At 28.5% G+C, this 17,004-nt stretch carries 20 protein-coding genes; 14 read left to right on the top strand and 6 right to left on the bottom strand.

Going from position 1 to position 17,004, the window contains the following annotated elements; all coding sequences use genetic code 11:
* The first annotated feature begins 10 nt into the window (after positions 1-10).
* From napG to CQA75_RS06655, 10 genes are read left to right on the top strand one after another with little or no spacing between them, the layout of a single operon-like run.
* Positions 11-754, top strand: a complete 744-nt coding sequence (gene napG / locus CQA75_RS06700; RefSeq protein ID WP_137624252.1) for a ferredoxin-type protein NapG — start codon at positions 11-13, stop codon at positions 752-754.
* Positions 751-1,533 (top strand): quinol dehydrogenase ferredoxin subunit NapH, encoded by a 783-nt coding sequence (gene napH, locus CQA75_RS06695; protein ID WP_137624251.1) that lies wholly within the window; start codon positions 751-753, stop codon positions 1,531-1,533. Before napG ends, napH begins: the two co-directional genes overlap by 4 nt.
* Entirely contained in the window at positions 1,530-2,054 is a 525-nt protein-coding gene (locus CQA75_RS06690) for a nitrate reductase cytochrome c-type subunit (RefSeq protein ID WP_137624250.1), read from the top strand. The genes napH and CQA75_RS06690 overlap by 4 nt, the downstream gene beginning before the upstream one ends.
* 9 nt (positions 2,055-2,063) lie before the next feature.
* On the top strand, positions 2,064-2,978 hold the full coding sequence (locus CQA75_RS06685; RefSeq protein WP_137624249.1) for a WD40 repeat domain-containing protein: 915 nt from the start codon (positions 2,064-2,066) through the stop codon (positions 2,976-2,978).
* Positions 2,971-3,306 (top strand): chaperone NapD, encoded by a 336-nt coding sequence (locus CQA75_RS06680; protein ID WP_137624248.1) that lies wholly within the window; start codon positions 2,971-2,973, stop codon positions 3,304-3,306. The genes CQA75_RS06685 and CQA75_RS06680 overlap by 8 nt, the downstream gene beginning before the upstream one ends.
* 12 nt (positions 3,307-3,318) lie before the next feature.
* Complete coding sequence (locus tag CQA75_RS06675) at positions 3,319-3,504, top strand: hypothetical protein (RefSeq protein ID WP_137624247.1); 186 nt, start codon at positions 3,319-3,321, stop codon at positions 3,502-3,504.
* Position 3,505: 1 nt separating this feature from the next.
* Complete coding sequence (locus tag CQA75_RS06670) at positions 3,506-4,084, top strand: LysE family translocator (RefSeq protein ID WP_137624246.1); 579 nt, start codon at positions 3,506-3,508, stop codon at positions 4,082-4,084.
* 53 nt (positions 4,085-4,137) lie between these two features.
* Positions 4,138-4,386 carry a tetratricopeptide repeat protein gene (locus tag CQA75_RS06665; protein ID WP_137624245.1) on the top strand — a complete coding sequence of 83 codons (249 nt, stop codon included), beginning with the start codon at positions 4,138-4,140 and terminating at the stop codon, positions 4,384-4,386.
* Positions 4,383-4,829, top strand: a complete 447-nt coding sequence (gene ciaD, locus CQA75_RS06660; protein WP_137624244.1) for an effector protein CiaD — start codon at positions 4,383-4,385, stop codon at positions 4,827-4,829. Before CQA75_RS06665 ends, ciaD begins: the two co-directional genes overlap by 4 nt.
* Positions 4,798-5,919: a tRNA nucleotidyltransferase/poly(A) polymerase family protein gene (locus tag CQA75_RS06655; protein ID WP_137624243.1), complete on the top strand. Its 1,122-nt coding sequence runs from the start codon at positions 4,798-4,800 to the stop codon at positions 5,917-5,919. Before ciaD ends, CQA75_RS06655 begins: the two co-directional genes overlap by 32 nt.
* Positions 5,920-6,103: 184 nt before the next feature.
* On the opposite strand, the gene CQA75_RS06650 is transcribed toward CQA75_RS06655, so the two are convergent.
* Complete coding sequence (locus tag CQA75_RS06650) at positions 6,104-7,822, bottom strand: BspA family leucine-rich repeat surface protein (protein ID WP_137624242.1); 1,719 nt, start codon at positions 7,820-7,822, stop codon at positions 6,104-6,106.
* Between the two features lie 137 nt (positions 7,823-7,959).
* Positions 7,960-11,472: an acyl-[ACP]--phospholipid O-acyltransferase gene (locus tag CQA75_RS06645; RefSeq protein WP_137624241.1), complete on the bottom strand. Its 3,513-nt coding sequence runs from the start codon at positions 11,470-11,472 to the stop codon at positions 7,960-7,962.
* A 242-nt stretch (positions 11,473-11,714) separates the two neighbouring features.
* On the opposite strand from CQA75_RS06645, the gene CQA75_RS06640 reads away from it, so the two are divergent.
* The 4 genes from CQA75_RS06640 (at position 11,715) to CQA75_RS06625 (ending at position 14,608) form a co-directional block, all read left to right on the top strand.
* The gene (locus tag CQA75_RS06640) at positions 11,715-11,975 is read left to right on the top strand and encodes a hypothetical protein (protein WP_137624240.1); all 261 of its coding nucleotides are present in this window, start codon (positions 11,715-11,717) and stop codon (positions 11,973-11,975) included.
* Between the two features lie 317 nt (positions 11,976-12,292).
* Positions 12,293-13,771: a hypothetical protein gene (locus CQA75_RS06635; protein ID WP_137624239.1), complete on the top strand. Its 1,479-nt coding sequence runs from the start codon at positions 12,293-12,295 to the stop codon at positions 13,769-13,771.
* Positions 13,772-13,773: 2 nt separating this feature from the next.
* Positions 13,774-14,229, top strand: coding sequence for a hypothetical protein (locus CQA75_RS06630; protein WP_137624238.1), 456 nt, complete (start codon positions 13,774-13,776; stop codon positions 14,227-14,229).
* 22 nt (positions 14,230-14,251) lie between these two features.
* The gene (locus CQA75_RS06625) at positions 14,252-14,608 is read left to right on the top strand and encodes a hypothetical protein (RefSeq protein WP_342772961.1); all 357 of its coding nucleotides are present in this window, start codon (positions 14,252-14,254) and stop codon (positions 14,606-14,608) included.
* Positions 14,609-14,700: 92 nt separating this feature from the next.
* Here the strand turns inward: CQA75_RS06625 and CQA75_RS09415 are convergent, their stop codons facing one another.
* The 4 genes from CQA75_RS09415 to CQA75_RS06610 form a co-directional block, all read right to left on the bottom strand.
* Positions 14,701-14,928 (bottom strand): hypothetical protein, encoded by a 228-nt coding sequence (locus CQA75_RS09415; protein WP_246023778.1) that lies wholly within the window; start codon positions 14,926-14,928, stop codon positions 14,701-14,703.
* Positions 14,929-15,163: 235 nt separating this feature from the next.
* On the bottom strand, positions 15,164-15,286 hold the full coding sequence (locus CQA75_RS09485) for a hypothetical protein (RefSeq protein ID WP_281276531.1): 123 nt from the start codon (positions 15,284-15,286) through the stop codon (positions 15,164-15,166).
* Complete coding sequence (locus CQA75_RS06615) at positions 15,286-15,756, bottom strand: hypothetical protein (protein ID WP_246023776.1); 471 nt, start codon at positions 15,754-15,756, stop codon at positions 15,286-15,288. Before CQA75_RS06615 ends, CQA75_RS09485 begins: the two co-directional genes overlap by 1 nt.
* A 26-nt stretch (positions 15,757-15,782) precedes the next feature.
* On the bottom strand, positions 15,783-16,880 hold the full coding sequence (locus CQA75_RS06610) for a lysozyme inhibitor LprI family protein (RefSeq protein WP_137624237.1): 1,098 nt from the start codon (positions 16,878-16,880) through the stop codon (positions 15,783-15,785).
* Positions 16,881-17,004: the final 124 nt, after the last annotated feature.

The following is a 17,004-nucleotide window of genomic DNA, read 5'->3' as shown; positions in this document are numbered from 1 at the left end:
GTTGATAAAAATGAAGGGACGAAGAGAGTTTTTTAGCTTTATTTTTAAGGGTGCTTGTCTTTGCACAGCGGGAGGATTTTTAGCTAATATAAAATTAAAGGCTAGAGATGATTTTTATTTACTTCCACCTGGAGCTGAAAATAAAGAAAGATTTTTAAGTAAATGTATCCGTTGTGGGCTTTGTGTTAAAGCCTGTCCTTGGGATACTTTAAAACTTGCTGATTTATTAGATGAACCAAAGACTGGCACACCTTTTTTTAAAGCTAGAGAAATTCCTTGTCATCTTTGCGAGGACATTCCTTGTATAAAGGAATGCCCAACAGATGCCTTAGATAAAAAACATTTAGAGCAAGGGATAGAGTCTTTAAAAATGGGTGTTGCGGTTGTGGATTCTTCAGCTTGTATTGCTTTTTGGGGTTTGCAATGTGACGCTTGTCAAAGGGCTTGTCCTTTGATCGATAAGGCTTTAAAATTAGAGTATAAAAGAAACGAAAGGACAGCAAAACATGCCTTTTTAATCCCTGTTGTTGATAATGATGTTTGCGTGGGTTGTGGAATTTGTGAAAAGGTTTGTGTTACTCAAACGCCTTCTATCCGTGTATTACCGCGTGAATTTATCTTAGGAAAAGATTCAAGTCATTATGTAAAAGGCTGGGATAAAGATGATGAAAAACGTTTAAAAAATGCTAATTCTTCTAAACATTTTGACGCTAAAAAAGCACAAGATTATCTTAATGAAGGAGATAATTTATGAAATATTTGATTGCTAGACGCATAGTTCAAATAGGAATTTTATCTCTTTTTAGTTTTAAGGCAATGGAATTTATTTTAAAAGGGGATTTGAGCTCTTCTAAACTTTTTAGCACTATACCTTTAAGTGATCCTTTTGCCATTTTGCAAATTTTTTTAGCGAGTTTGAGTGTTGATTTGACTGCATTATTTGGCGCTATAATCATTGCAATTCTTTATGGAATTTTTTTAGGCAGGGCTTTTTGTTCTTGGGTGTGTCCTATAAATTTAATCACAGATTTTGCTGCTTTTATTCGTTCTAAATTTGGATTTAAGAATAGTAAATTTTTAATTTTAAATAAAAAATTTCGCTATTATGTTTTATTTTTGGTTTTAATTCTTTCTTTTGTATTGTCTTTGCCCATTTTTGAAAGTTTTTCTTATATAGGGATTGTACATAGAGGAATTATTTTTGGTACTACTTCTTGGATATTTATCGCTTTTGTAATTTTTTGCATAGATACTTTTTTAAGTCCTAGGGCGATTTGTTCTCATATTTGCCCTTTGGGTGCTTTTTATGCTTTAATCTCTCGTTTTGCTTTGCTAAAAATTCAGCATAAAAGTCAAAATTGTACGAAATGTTATCATTGTGTTGGAATTTGTCCAGAAAAACAAGTTTTATGGATGATTGGAAGAGAAGATGCGAAAGTAACTTCGGGAGAATGTATAAGATGCGGTAGGTGTATAGAAGTTTGTAATGATAATGCTTTAAATTTTAATATTTTTGATTTAAGGAAAAATTGATGAAAAAGAAAATTATTTTACTTTCAGCTGCGGCAACTCTTTTTTTGGTTGCATGCGGGGTTAATAATGGATTGAGTTCTGAACAAATTGGACTTAGAAAAGTAAGTTTGGAAAATGAAGATAAAGTTTCCTTAGTGGAAGCAAATTATACCAATTTGCAACCTGGAGAATCGACTCGTTTTGAAAGATCTTATGAAAATGCTCCACCTCTTATCCCACATGCGATTGCAGATATGCTTCCTATTACAAAGGATAATAATACCTGCTTAAGCTGTCATGATAAATCTATCGCTAAAGATGTGGGTGCAACTCCACTTCCAGCAAGCCATTATTATGATTTTAGACACAATAAAAGCACTAAAGATAACATCAGTGATGCGCGTTTTAATTGTACTCAATGTCATGTACCACAAAGCGATGCTAAACCTTTAGTGGGCAATAGTTTTAAACCTGAATTTAAAAATGAAAAATTGAAAAGTCATTCAAATTTGATTGATGTGATTAATGAGGGTGTAAAATAAAACAATAAAATGAAAAAATTTCTTTTTATTTTGTGTCTTTTTTGTGTTTCGTCTTATGCTTATGAGTTGAAAATAAATTCAAATATAACAGCTTTAAAACTTGATAAGCAAAACTTATATATAGGCACTGATAAAGGTGAAATTTTACTATATAATATCAAAGATAAAAGTTTGAAAGAGCTTTTATCTTTTCCAAAAATTAAAAATTATTATGGCGATGAATTTGCCAAAATTTATAATATTGATATTTTAAAAAACAGACTTTTAATACTCAGCGAGGGTGATTTTGGCTCTAAAAATTTAAGTTTTTATAAAGAGAGTTTGCAAACAAAGAAACTTGAAGAAAGTAGTATAATAAAAGCATTTTTTATCGATGAAGATACTTACCTTTTAATCTCTATTGGTTCTGAAATAGAATTGATTGATAAAAATTTAAATCATATAAAAAATTTTAATTTTTCTTATTCTAGTCTTAATGATGTGATGTTAAGCGAAGACAAAAATAAACTAGTTGCAGGTTTTGAGAGTGGAGAAGTCAAGCTTTTTGATTTGAAAAATTGGAAAATACTGAAAAACTATGATAAAATACATAAGGATAATATTTATCAAGTAGATTTTAAAAATAATGTTATTTTAAGTTGTGGAACGGATAGGCGTGTAGGGATTATAAAAAACGAAGAGCAAAGATTTTTACAAAAAGATTTTTTAATTTATGCTTGTGCTTTAAGTCCTAATGGAGAATTAGCAGTTTATAGCGATAATGAAGCTGGAATTAGCGAAGTTTTTAACACGGATGATTTTAAAACTATTAAAACTTTTAATAATAAAAATTTGATGAGTGAATTTATTATTTTTTTAAATAATAAAGATTTTATCATTTCAGGTTTTGGGGATACCATAATATTTAGGAGTATTGATGAATAATCTTTCTAGTGTTTTAATTACGGCAAAAGAAGAATTTGTAGATGATTTAAAAAAAGCTATTTCTGAAATTCCTTTTTGTTCAGTAGAGCTTTGTGAAAATGAAAAAATTATAGTTGTGATTGAAAGTGAAAAATTAGAAGATGAATTAAATTCTTATAAAATGCTAGAACAATTGCCAAATATAATCAGCATTAATATGGTTTTTTCTTATCAGGATTTGGATGAGGATATGCAAAAAGCTATAGATAGTGGCGCGATAGAAACAATAGAAAAAAATGAAAAAGCTGAAAATATAAAATATTACGGTAGCATTTTTAATAAAATTTAAAAAAGGTGAAAAATGATATTTTTAATCCCTTTGTTGATCATCGTAGGTGTTATTTTTGGAATAGATTATTTATATTTTAGTGATGAAAATAGTAAAATCGAAACACAAAAGGAAATCAAACAAGAAATGAATTCTAGTTTGAAAGATGAAAGAAGTAAGTATATAGAAGAGCTTTTTGATTCTAAAACAAAACAATAAAATGGATTATTTGTTATTTATCTTTACTTTTGCGAGTGTTTCTTTACTCCCAGGTTTATGCATGAACCTTGCTTTTTCTCTAGGCCTTTCTTTGGGTTATAAAAATGTTTTATGGATGATGATTGGGGAATTATTCGGCTTGGCTATTATTGTTATTTGCTGTGCTTTTGGTGCAAATTTTATTTCTCAACATGCCAATTTATTTAAAATTTTTAAAATATTTGGAGCCTTGTATCTTTTTTATGTGGCTTTTAATTTGATTAAATCTCATGCTAAAATTCATGAAACTAAAATCACCAAAAAGGCTAAATTTTCTCTAGTTTTTCAAGGTTTTATTACTTCGATTACAAATCCAAAAACTTGGATTTTTATTTTATCGATATTGCCTTCATTTTTAAGATTTCATACTAGTGTGCTGTTTTTAACTAGCATGATTTTATTGATTGAATTTTGTTCATTAAATTTATATGCTTTAGGTGGAAGTTTTTTTAAAATTTTTATGAATAAACATTTAAATAAATTAAATAAAATAAGTGCTTTTTGCATTATTATTTTAGCAATTGGCATTATGTTTGATTAAAGGCTAGGTTAAATTGCTTTTTGCTAAAATAAATAAAAAACTACTAGGAAAAATTGATGAAAAATACAATTACTGAAGCGTCTATTTATGAAGCACAAGGACTTAAGGAAGAAGCTTTAGAAATTTATAAAAATATTTTAAAAAAGGATCCTAGTAATCAAAATGCTATTGATGCTGTTCGCAGGCTTAGTGGATTTAGATCCAAACATAAAGATTTAAATGCTCAAATGCTTGATTTTTTTATTAATATGAAAAGCGATACTGAAATCAATGAATTTAAAAGATGGTTGGTAAAAATATGAATTTAGAAGATTTAGCAAAAAAAACAATCAGTGAAGTTAGTTCCATCATGGAAGAGCAAAGAAGACAAAGTGAAATTTTAAAGCAGCAAGAAGAAGACATCGTAAAAACTAATGAAAAAAATGAAGAACCTGTTGTAGAAGAGATTCCTCAAGATTTGCAAGATGAAATTATTACGATAAAAGAGCAAGAAATTGAAATTCCAATGCAAAGCAAGGAGAGTGAAAATTTATCGTATGCTTTAGAGGAAAACTATCATTTTGTTTCTCAAGAACCTCAAAGCTTTAATGAAGAGATATTTTTTAGCAATCTCAGAGAGCGAATTTTAGTTCTTTTTGAGGGCTTAAATAGTGTTAAAAAAGAGGATCTAGAATCAAGACTTAATCTCACAACTAATTTTTTAGAGTTTTTACTTGCAAATATCGAAGATCGACTTAAAAAATAACTCCGATTTAGCTTTTATTGCAAATTTCTTAAAACCTTACACCCAAAGAGCTTATTTAGTAGGTGGTAGCGTCAGAGATATGCTTTTGGGTTTAGAACTTTTTGATTATGATATTGAAATTTACGACATCGATGCAAAACAATTTGATGCTATTATGCAAAAATTAGGTGCAAAGGGCTTTGGCAAAAGTTTTTTTGTGTATAAATTTCGCAATTTTGATTTAGCACTCGCTAGAACAGAAAATAAAATATCCTATGGACATACAGGCTTTGAAGTAAAAATTTGCAATGATGAAAAACTAGGTGCAAAAAGACGAGATTTTACTATAAATGCTTTGATGATCAATATTTTTAGCGGAGATTTTTTAGATTTTTATAATGGCTTGCAAGATTTAAAAGATGGCATTTTAAGACACATTGATGAGCAAAGTTTTCAAGAAGATAGTTTGAGAATTTTAAGAGCCATTGTTTTTGCTTCAAGATTTGATTTTGCAATAGCCAATGAAACTTTAAATTTAATGCGAAATATGGATATTAAAGATCTTAGTAAAGATAGAATCAACACTGAGCTTTATAAGTTCTTTAAAAGTTTAAAACTTGAAGTTGGATATAAATACTTACAAGAACTTCATTTGGAAAAAGAAATTTTTAACTTTGAAAGTGATTTTAAAAGCTTAGAATTTCAAAATTTGCTTAAAGAAGCTAGAAAGATCATTAAAGATGAGGCTTTATTTTTATATCTGTATCTTAATTTTTTTAAGTTAGATAAAGAAGTGTTTTTTAAAAAAACTAAACTAAAAAAAGAATATTTTAAAAAAGCAAATCAAGCTTTTTATTTGAATGATGTAAATGATTTTGAATTAGCAAAGATCGCTTTTGATATGCCTTTAAAAGAATGGCTAGGTCTTTGGGATGAAAAAAGGGTAGAGCAGGCCAAAAAACTTAAACTTCATAAAAATAAATTTGAGAGTAAAATTGTCACGCAAGATCTTATAAATATTGGATTTTTTGGAAAAGCATTGGGTGAAAAACTTCAAGAATTAAAAGAAAATGAACTTAAAGAATATATCAAACTAAATAAAAATACTTAAAATAAAATGTTTTTTTAGAAATTTTCAAAATAATGATAAAAATTCATAGTAAAAACTTTATTATTTTATAGTTATTTTAATTATTTTTTTTGTGGCTTAAGTTTTTGAAATTTAAGAAAATATGTTTAAAATAAAACAAAAATTGAAAATATAGTTTTGGCTAATTTAACCAAAACTATTATATTTAATCCTCAATTCGAAATTTAAATGCGATAAGATTCCATAATCCAAGATCTTTTTTCAAGCTTTCGCAACCCTCAAACATATTTTCCATCTTTTTGACCTTGCATACATCCCAATTACTGATATCTGCATTAAATTCTTCGCAACCTTTAAACATTGTACGCATATCCGTTACATTACTCACATCCCATTTACTGATATCTGCATTAAATTCTTCACAACCAGCAAACATCCCATTCATATCCGTTACATTACTCACATCCCATTTACTGATATCTGCATTAAATTCTTCACAACCAGCAAACATCCAATTCATTTTTGCAACATTACTCACATCCCATTTACTGATATCTGCATTAAATTCTTTACAACCATCAAACATCCAATTCATATCTGTAACCTTACTCACATCCCATTTACTGATATCTGCATTAAATTCTTTACAACCATCAAACATCCCACTCATATCTGTAACCTTACTCACATCCCATTTACTGATATCTGCATTAAATTCTTTACAATTTTTAAACATATCTTCCATATTTCTTACATTACTCACATCCCAAGTTTCTATACCTTTAAAATTTTTACAACTTTGAAACATCCCACTCATATCCGTTACCTTACTCACATCCCAACTACTAAGATCCACATTAAGTTCTAGTTCCTCATAGATAAAATTACCAGCAAACATCCCACTCATATCCGTTACCTTGCTCACATCCCAAGTTTCTATACCGCTAAAATCATAAATAGGTTTATTATCGAAAAGATTATATATTCCTCGAAAAATACGACTCATGTCAGTTATCAAGCTAGTGTCAATTTCTCCAAGATTGATGTTAAGATCTAGGATTAAATGTTCCAAGGAAACTTTATTTTTTGGTTGATATTTCCCATCTTTATTTATTTCAATAAACCATTTTGGGTATTGTTTGTCTTTAAGTATTTTTGTTCCTAGAAATATACAATAGAGATCTACTTTTTTAAAATCTATTTTATCACCCCAAGAATCTAAAGGTTGATTAAAACTTTTTGCGCGTTCAAACATTTCATACATATTTGTAACCTTGCTCACATCCCAAGAATCCAAAGATTGATTAAAATTGTGTGCTTCTTTAAACATCCAACTCATATTTGTAACCTTACTCACATCCCAAGAATCTAAAGGTTGATTAAAACTTTTTGCGCGTTCAAACATAAACTTCATATTTGTAACCTTACTCACATCCCAATTACTGATATCATGGTTAAAATATATAGCTCCTGAAAAACAACCTTCCATATCTGTAACCTTACTCACATCCCAAGTTTCTATACCACTAAAATCTTTACGTTTATTCCCTCTAAACAAATCTTTAAAACTTTTAATTTTACTCGTATCAAGATCGCCTAAATAAACATTTATATCTTTGATGAGTTTTTTTAATTCGGGTTTTGATTTTGGTGTGTATTTGCAATTTTCATTTAAAAATTTCGATTTATCTTCTGCTTTACTAAGATTAAGAAGTATATGGTAGCGGTTATACTCATCGTTATTTTTTGCATTTTTTTTATTACCGAATTTTTTTCCTAGATCATCAATAACTTGTTGTGGTATTATTGCGCCTTGATCAAAAAGATTTAAAACCTTCTCTCTTTTAGCCCTTAATTCTGTTATTGATGCCTTTCTTAATTCTTCTATTGCATCTAAAAGTTGCATATCTAGATCTTGTATCATTTTTTTCCTTTGTTTGTAAATTTTAAATATTTTATCAAAAAAATAAAAAAATTAGATTGATTTTAAGATGAAAGAGTATTTATTATGAAAGTAAGAAATAAAGAGAATAATAAATTTCTCTTTATTAATAAGTTTTTTTAAATCAAACTTTTCGCTAATTCTTTAGCTCCTTTTAGATCTACTTTTCCAGAACCAAGCAGAGGAATTTTTTCTACTTTAAAATAGCGACTTGGTTTAAAGATGGCAGGCATGTTAGAATTTTTAATCGCTTCACAAATTCCTTCAAAAAATTCATCATCACATTCAATAAGTAAAGCGATTTGCTCTCCTTTTTTTTCATCTTCTAAAGCTACGGCACAGAATTTAACCACATCAGTATTTATAAATTTAGCTATTTCTTCTTCTAAAGTTCCAAGAGAAATCATTTCACCACCGATTTTTGCAAAACGAGAATAGCGATCAACAATATACAAGAAGCCCTCTTCGTCAAGATGCCCTTTATCGCCTGTATTGTACCACCTAATGCCATCAATTTCCTTAATCACTTCATCGGTTTTTTCTTTATTGTTAAGATAACCCACCATAACTTGATGACCACCTATGAGTATGAGTCCGTCTTCATTTGTTTTAAGGTTTTCATAAGTATTTGGATCAACGATTCTAATCGCTGTTCCTGGTAAAGGCATGCCCACACTTCCTTCTTTGTTTGCACGATGTATGATCCAATAATTCGTATCAAAACGATTTGGAAGATTTACACTTGCTACAGGCGTGGTTTCAGTAGCTCCATATCCTTCGAAAATAGTTTTTTTAAATTTCATTTCAAAAGCACTTCTAACTTCATTTTTGAGTTTTTCAGCTCCTGATACTACAATTCTTAAACTTTCAAACATTAAAGCATCTAATTTTTTATTTCTTGCATAAATTCCTAAAAATGTAGATGTTCCACACATGATGGTTACATTGTTTTTAGCTATGGCTTTAGCTACACCTAGAGCATCGGTTGGATCTGCAAAAGTGACACTTTTAATCCCTTCAAGTAAAGGTAAAAATGTCGTAACGGTTAAGCCAAAAGCGTGAAAAGGTGGTAGGGATGAAAGTATAACATCGCTATTTCTTGTGCATAAAACATCAGAAATTTGAGCAATATTGCTTAAAATATTTCTATTATTAAGCATGATGCCTTTTGGTGCGCCTTCGCTACCACTACTAAAAAGTATAGCCGCTATGGCGAGATTGTTTTTAGAAGGAGTGAATATAGCTTTTAAAATACAAGATGGTAAAATACTTACCATTAGCATTGTTCTTAAGATTTTAGCTTTTTGTTTTTTGAAATTATCCACAATATCTTCCATAAAAATCAGATGAATATTTTCATCAAAATTTAATTTTAAGCCTTTATTTTCTAATTTTTCCAAGAATTTTCTTGAGGTATAAATTTGTGAAATTTGTGCGTTTTCTACGGCAGCTTTTAAAGCCTTTTCTCCAGCTGTAAAATTAAGATTGACAACAACTTTTTGAGCAATTAACACTGAAAGATTGACTAAAGAACTTGCAAAGGATGCGGGAAGTAAAACACCCACGCATTCTTCTTTAGGTGCGTAGCTTCCTCTTTGAGTTTGGATATTTAATTTTTGAGTATTTTCTTTTATGAAAGCACTTAAAATCAAACTAAGACTAAGCATTTTTCTATAAGTGATCGCACCGGCTATAGTATCTATAATAGCTATATCGTTAAGATTTCTTTTTGCATTATCAATCCATAATCTAGCGATAGTATGCATAGCTTCACATTGAGATTTCCAAGCCATAAAAGAAAGCTCAAAAACCTTAGCCTTGACTTCATCTTTTTTTGAATGCAAAGACATTGCTTTACCAAAGGCTATAGCTACATTTCTTTTGCTTAAAGTTTTATTTCTAGCAGAAAATTCTTCATCACTCCTAGAAAAAGAGCTTCCCCAAAGTCCTCTTATATAAAAAGGTAAGATAATTCCATCATTTTCCTCTAAATTAGAACAAACGTGTTCAAATCCGGCTCTAAATTCGTTTAATTGCCCATGTCTTGATAATACACCTTCAGGAAATAAGCAAACAAGATTGCCATTTTTAATATATTCTGCGATCAGTTCTAAACTAGCTTTACTTCCTCCGCTTGAAACAGGGATTACACCAAATTTATCCAAAAAGAATTTAATATACCATTTAGAATAAATGCTTCTTTCCATTACAAAATAAACTTTTCTTGGTATAGCCATTTGCACAATGGCCCAATCTATAAAAGAGATATGATTGCCTAAAAGTAGGGCGCCTCCTTTTTCAGGGATATTTTCAAATCCTTCCACAAGCAAACGATATCTTCCTAAAAATGCAATATTTAAAAGAATTCTTATGAGAGAAAATGGGAGTTTATATATAACATAAAGTGCGCCTAAAAGTGAAACAAACATAATAAAATAAAAAAGATAAATCACATCAAGCTTTAAATTTGCAAATAAAGTAGCCAAAACAAGAAAGGCTAACATGGTTATATTTTGTATAAAATTATTTCCAGCTAAAATTTTTCCAAGCTCATTTTCTTTGGCGTGAAATTGTATAAGTGAATTTAAAGGTATGATAAACATTGCCCCACAAAAACCAAATAAAAAGAATAAAAAACTATAAGTGATCAAGCTTGTAAAATAGGGGATACATAAAGTGATAGCAAAAACACCTATTGCACCTAAAGGAATGAGTCCTAATTCTATATAATTTTTAGAAAATTTTCCAGCCATTAAAGAACCTAAAATCACGCCTATGCCAGAAAATCCTAAAGAAATTTGTACAAAAAAGGTATTATCGATTAAAAGTTCATTTTTGCTAAAAACAGGAAAAGTAACAAGATAAAGTTGAGAAATAGCCCAAAATATAGAAATTCCAACAATGCACAACCAAATGATCTTATTTTTAAAAATAAGCTTTAAATTTTTAATCAATAATTGGGCACTAAGATATTCTTTTTTATTGAATTTCAATTCTTTATCTTCGGTTTTTAATTCCGGTAAGCGACAAGCTAGGTAAAATTCCACCAATGAAAAAAATATAAGTACAAATCCTAAAGGAGCTACTTGTTTTAAAACATCCGAAGGATCATTGCTACTTGTAGGCTGATAGAGATTTTCAAAACTCAATGAAAATACAGCCATTCCAGCTAAAATAGCAACTATACTAACAGCATTAACCGCACCATTTCCCATAGCAAGAAAATCTTTTCCTACTAGTTCTTTTATAAAGCCGTATTTGCTAGGAGAATAAAGCGCTGCTTGAATTCCTAAAATAAACGTAAAAACAAAGGCAGTCCAAAAAGCTCCATTATAATAACAAGCACAAATAATAATGGTTAAAATCACACTAAAGCCAGCTGAAATTTTCATAATCCAGTTTTTAGGATATTTATCCGCTAAAAATCCCGAAGGGGAAAGCATTAATATAAAAGGGAGTAGTATAAGTGCATTAACAATGGCTGTTAATAAAAGTTGGGTATCTTCTTCATAAATTTTATAAATAGTATTTTGAATAATAATTTTATGCCCCAAATCAACAAAAGCATTGATAAAAGCTACAAGCAAAAAGGGTAGAATACCATTGATTTTCAAAAAAGATTTTTTTTGCATTTTTAATCCTTGATTGTTTTTACAAAAAATATTTTAACATATTTTTCAATACCATAATAAATTTATTATTTTTTAAAATGCACAATAGATTTATTAAAAAGAATTGTTTATAGAAAATTAAATATAATTAAAATAATATTATTTTATTTTTTTCAATAATTATTTTTTATAAAAGAAGGTTTAATGCAGGATTTAGATGTATTTTGTTAAATTAATATTTTACTTGTATTTTAGGAGTAAATTTGCAAATTCCTATTTATTCTAAATTAAAATCAAAACTAGAAAGCAAAGGTTTAGATAGTATAATAAGTGGTCAAATTGCTTGGTTTGTTTGTAGTATAATTTTTACTTATATCTTATTTTTATTGATTTTAATTGCAAATGTTAGAGCAATATCTTTTGAGGGCTTTAAATTTCTTACTTTTGAGAGTTTTTTAAAATCTCTTGCTTTTGTTTTCACAAATCACTTTTTTTATTTATTTTTATGTGGATTATTTTTATAATAAATTTTTTAATATAAAAAATTTAATTCCAATAACACTAAATTTGATAATAAGCTATTGTTATTTTATTTTTGAAATTAATATTTATTTTATTTTGATTTTATGCATAGCCCTTTGTGTTGTATTTTATTTTTTACAAAAAAGATTATTATATACTTTTTTATTTTATTTTGTTTATATTGCATTGACTTATACTTTGTTTCATCTTGGTGGAGGATTTTATAAATGAAGTATTTTGTAACAATTTATATCGATCCAATGAATTTTACATCCCTCATGCATTCATCTCATACTCATCTAGATGAAAAGGATAAACAATGAAAGGTGTGATATTTAAACAAAAGGAACTAGACTTTTGGAAAAAATTTGATGAAAAACATGCAAAAGATGCTTTAAATTTTACAAAATACGATTCAGATAAAGAAGCTTGGCTAAAAGAGATGCACAAAACCATCACTTCCTACAAACAAGCTTCTAGTAATGGTATAGTATGGACTAAAGAAGAAAAAGAACTTTTTGAAAGTCTTTCTTTAAACGAACAAAGAAAAATGATAGTCAAAAAATCAGAATTAAAATCTGTTTTATTCCCTTATGTTAATGTAGATTATAAAGCTTATGAGTATTCTACAAGAAGTCAAGAAAGTGGAAAAGAAAGCTTTGAAAAAGCAAAAGCATTATTAAATAAAAATAAGGATAAAGTTTTTAGTAGGCTTGATAAAACAACAAGTGAAAATATACTGCATTTTTTTAGAATTGCTTATAAAAGTGGAAATTTAGAAGCAGGGGTGAATTTAGCTAAACTTTTATTTAAAAAAGCAAAATCAAGTGATTATGAGGGAGTATTTGATGATATTAGAGAAAGTGTAAAAATCACTAAAGATTTATTAAATCACAATATCCCAGAAAATGCTTATCATTATTATGCACTTTATAAATGGAGTGATGATACAAGTCGTTTTTATCATAAAGAACTTACAAGTTCTATTTTAGGTTTAATCAGGGAAGAAGCAAAGGATTGCTATAACTATGCACTAGAATGTGTGGTGTGGGAAGCTATCGATGAAGAAGCACAAAGAAATGATAGAGATCTTTTAGGGGCTGAGCTTTACTTAGCGGCTGCTATTAAATATCAAAGTCCTATTGCCTTTTTTAAAGCAGCACAATTTTATGCTCCTTCAGGCTTAACTAGAGAAGTATTAGATTATGCTTTGATCCCTTATAATGCCTCTTTAAGGTGCGCCATTGCTTTAGGAAGCAAAGAAGCTTTAGAAACTCTAATTTCTAATTATAAAAATGGCTTAAGAATGATGAGAAAAAATCCTTTACAAGCACAACTTTTAACCACTCATCAAGAACAAAGAAAACTTATCAATGGACTTGATCCTTATTTTGATGAGAGGTTTAAACCTGAATATATTATTGATTATGGTTCTCTGATTTCTTTGGGCTATGGTGGAACCATAGTTTATCCAGGTATTTCAAGATTGGTATCACAAGGAAGAATTAAAGATCCAAGAGATAGTGATGCCACTAAAGAGAGTATTAAAGAATATTATTTAACAGTATGGGAGATGTTGGTTTCTTTATTAGGACTTTTAAAATTCGTACCAATAGAAGAAGATGTTTTTTATTATATAGGTACCCAAATCTACTCCAAACTTATTTATGGTTATCCTTCCGCAAGGCCTTATGTCTTTCCCAAAGAAATACTGGATTTACCAATAGATTTTAGTAAAGGATTAGAAGGCTATGGTATAGATCCTAATAAAAATAATAATGAAAACACAGAGGATTAAAAATGCAAAGTATTAATTTAGATAGAAGAAAAGCTTTAAAGAATTTAAATCAAATAGCACTTTTAGGCTTTGGTGGATATATACTTCTAAAACAAAATTTTATGGATTTGTCTTTAACAAATGAAGTTTGTTTTAATGATATAAAGTTAAGCTCTTTAGAGGATTTAAAAAGCTATATTAAGCTAGATATTAATTTAAATCAAATTTGCAAAGAAGCTTTTATTTATAAAGACTATGAACTTTTAAAAGAATATTTTTTAAATCCTAGCCTTTATTATAATAAAAATAAAAAATTATCCTTTAAAGAATTAAAACTTGAAAATAAAAGTTTATTTATCAAAGCTCCTAAAAGTTTTATAAAAGCCTTAGAAAACCTTATAAAATATGATAATAATTCACACAGTATAACAAGTTTTATATACCAAAAAGATTTTATATCTCATAAATTAGATGTGTAATTTTATATCGAAAGGTCCTCAAATGAAAAAAATATTTTTAACTACCTTACTTATTTTTAGTTTAAGTGCTTGCAAAGGAGAGGATATGAACGATAAAGATATTAAAATGGTTTATGCACCTAATGGAGTTGGTATAAGACTCAATACAAAAACCAATGAATTTTTATTCGATAAAAGAGAAAAACCCACTGGTAAATACACCCAAGAATATACTAAAGCACTCTTAGAAGCAGTCAATATAGTTGATAACTCCGCTTATAAAAAATCTTACAAACCTAATTATTTAGATCCTGAATTTCACACAGGAAAGAGATCTACTTTGCTTGAATTTAAAGATTGGCAAAAGATTTATTTAAAAGATCCCATCAAAGGAGCTTGAAGCAAAAAGTTTTTTTGCATCTATTTCAAGATTGCAAATCAAAACTCCTAAAAAAAGCATTGGTTTCATCATCTAGAGCTTTAATGTTCATTTTATTCCTTTATAAACTCCATAGTCCAATCTGGATTAGTCCCTGCGCCACAAGGTTCAAAAATAGATAAACTTATATTACAAGATTCTATTGCATTCAAAGGATTTTTTGCTCTAAAACCTTTTTGTGTTCTTTGCAAAAGTACTTTGCACATTTTTTCTGCATTATTTTTATCTTTGATTTTTAAATATAAAATTGCTTGATTTGGAGAAAGTATTTTTAAATGCAATAATTTATCATATTTATGTATTTTGCAAGTAGAATATTTATACAAAGATTCATATTCAGTTAAGCAAATTTCATTGTTACACTTTAAAAAGCGAAAAATTTGTTGCCTACTTTTTGATAAATCTATATTTTGCGAATCTATATTTTCAGAAAAACCATATACACCACTCCATTCTCGCGTGCTTTGGTTTGCAAAAAGTATTTACATTAAGCATAATATCAATATGACTATTTTATTATTCATATATTCTCCTTAAATAATATATATGTCTATAATTTGAATTTTCAAAAGCAATAAGAAGCTTTGCACATTCTTTTTTATAATCATTTTCATTTAATTCTTTAATATCATAAAGCATTATTGTATTTCCTTTTTATAGACATCTTCCCACTCAAATATCGTTTGGTTGCCACACATTGTGCTACAAAAAAAGTCAGGCGAATCAAATGCTTTCTCATCCCTTGTAAATATAATACCTTGTTGATTTTTCCTAATATAAATTTTACAATTTGCAAAGTCTTTATCATCATTTAAAGCTATAGCTTCTTGTGGAGATTTTATCTGTAATTTCAAAGTTATCTCGCATTCGTGCATATCATTAAATTCACTTTTATGGAGGATAGCTTTATACCTAGCTTCGCAAATATTAAACTTATCACACTTTTGTATTATAAAGCTCCCCATATAAAGATTTTCTTGTAATGTATAAGTTCCAAGCCATTTGTTTAAATGTGTTGCATGAGTGGAGTTAGCCTTATTGTTGGTTTCTGCATTAGCACTAATGCCTAAAATTAAATATAATCCTAAAACCGTTAAAAACTTTTGCATAAAACTCCTTTTTGTAATTATTCTTTTTAATAAGTGCATTTTAATTCTCTTTTATCGCCTTTTAAAAGATAAATGCGTCTTTTTGGATAAGTAGTATTCTCTTCTTTATAAAAATCATCAAATCTGCGATTATAAAGGGCAATATAATTTTTTCCTTTAAATTCCATAACATCATAGTTTAAACGGGTTAGTATAGGAAACTCGGGATTAAATTCTGGTTGTTCTGGTATTCCTGAAATTTTATTGCTTGGCATGGCATATGTTTGAAATGCGAAGCAAGGCACTTCATTTTCTAAACAAACTTCTTCTTCAGTCTTTTCTCCATGAAAATGCAAATCATCCCCATAGATTTTATCACTTGCTTTTGCATCTAGCTTACCATTTTTATATATTGCAAGTGCACCAAAATAGTTTCCTATTGAAAGAACTACATCATCTAATACCCCATCATTGTTAATATCAATTTTTCTTTTATAAATGTAAGGATAGCCTTTTAAGTCTAGGATATCTGCTTCTGCTTCTTTTTTAATCTCTCTCTTTTTTGTGCAATAACTATAAAAAACGCCATATTTAATATTTGATCCAAAAGCACAAAGGCCTATACTAAAGGGAGGATTAATAGAAGGAGGAAGTTCTTGCCATTTGCTCTCATCAAATTCATCATGCTGTCTTGCATATTCGCATAATTCTTTGTTATTAGAATCTAGCACTTTACCTAGAAGTTTAAGCAAGTCAGTAATGCGGTTTTCATAAGAATGTTGTATAAAATCAGAGCGTTCTTCATAGGCATCTTCTTCATTATGAGAATATTGTATAAAATCAGCTCTATCAATTTTATTTAATTTTTTAATAAATGCCCTTTGTGAATCTAAAAGATCTTTTAGTCTTTGCTCCTTATCGGGAAACTTAGAGACTTTTAACTCTTTTGTTAATTGTGTATAGACTTCAGCCATATAGCGATCTAAATTTTGTAAATTCCCGCTTTTATCATTGCATATCATCTTTTCAACATTGCTTTTTGCTTTAGCACAATCAAAACTAGGTTTAGCTTCACTTGGAGATTGGGCATTAGCACCAATACCTAACATTAAACACAATCCTAAAATTATTAAAAACTTTTGCATGGATATTCCTTTAAATAGAAATTAGTTTTATTTGTAGGTTTTAAACCCCTCATAGCTTAAATTTGTTGTCTTAATTGGCATTTAGCTTCCTTAAATCTATATTCTGAATAAATTTATCAAGTGG

The sequence above is a fragment of the Campylobacter taeniopygiae genome (genome assembly GCF_005406225.1).
Lineage (GTDB): Bacteria > Campylobacterota > Campylobacteria > Campylobacterales > Campylobacteraceae > Campylobacter_D > Campylobacter_D taeniopygiae.
Note: the sequence above shows the minus strand (reverse complement) of the source record. Positions and strands in the feature narration are given on the sequence as shown.

Bases quoted from the DNA above. Each gene is read 5' to 3' on its own strand.
- CQA75_RS06615 (WP_246023776.1), bottom strand. From the start codon at position 15,756: ATGCAAAAGTTTTTAACGGTTTTAGGATTATATTTAATTTTAGGCATT.
- CQA75_RS06645 (WP_137624241.1), bottom strand. From the start codon at position 11,472: ATGCAAAAAAAATCTTTTTTGAAAATCAATGGTATTCTACCCTTTTTG.
- CQA75_RS06650 (WP_137624242.1), bottom strand. From the start codon at position 7,822: ATGATACAAGATCTAGATATGCAACTTTTAGATGCAATAGAAGAATTA.
- CQA75_RS09485 (WP_281276531.1), bottom strand. From the start codon at position 15,286: ATGCTTTATGATATTAAAGAATTAAATGAAAATGATTATAAAAAAGAA.
- CQA75_RS06675 (WP_137624247.1), top strand. From the start codon at position 3,319: ATGATATTTTTAATCCCTTTGTTGATCATCGTAGGTGTTATTTTTGGA.
- CQA75_RS06610 (WP_137624237.1), bottom strand. From the start codon at position 16,880: ATGCAAAAGTTTTTAATAATTTTAGGATTGTGTTTAATGTTAGGTATT.
- napG (WP_137624252.1), top strand. From the start codon at position 11: ATGAAGGGACGAAGAGAGTTTTTTAGCTTTATTTTTAAGGGTGCTTGT.
- CQA75_RS06635 (WP_137624239.1), top strand. From the start codon at position 12,293: ATGAAAGGTGTGATATTTAAACAAAAGGAACTAGACTTTTGGAAAAAA.
- CQA75_RS06670 (WP_137624246.1), top strand. From the start codon at position 3,506: ATGGATTATTTGTTATTTATCTTTACTTTTGCGAGTGTTTCTTTACTC.
- CQA75_RS06680 (WP_137624248.1), top strand. From the start codon at position 2,971: ATGAATAATCTTTCTAGTGTTTTAATTACGGCAAAAGAAGAATTTGTA.
- CQA75_RS06630 (WP_137624238.1), top strand. From the start codon at position 13,774: ATGCAAAGTATTAATTTAGATAGAAGAAAAGCTTTAAAGAATTTAAAT.
- napH (WP_137624251.1), top strand. From the start codon at position 751: ATGAAATATTTGATTGCTAGACGCATAGTTCAAATAGGAATTTTATCT.
- CQA75_RS06685 (WP_137624249.1), top strand. From the start codon at position 2,064: ATGAAAAAATTTCTTTTTATTTTGTGTCTTTTTTGTGTTTCGTCTTAT.
- ciaD (WP_137624244.1), top strand. From the start codon at position 4,383: ATGAATTTAGAAGATTTAGCAAAAAAAACAATCAGTGAAGTTAGTTCC.
- CQA75_RS06625 (WP_342772961.1), top strand. From the start codon at position 14,252: ATGAAAAAAATATTTTTAACTACCTTACTTATTTTTAGTTTAAGTGCT.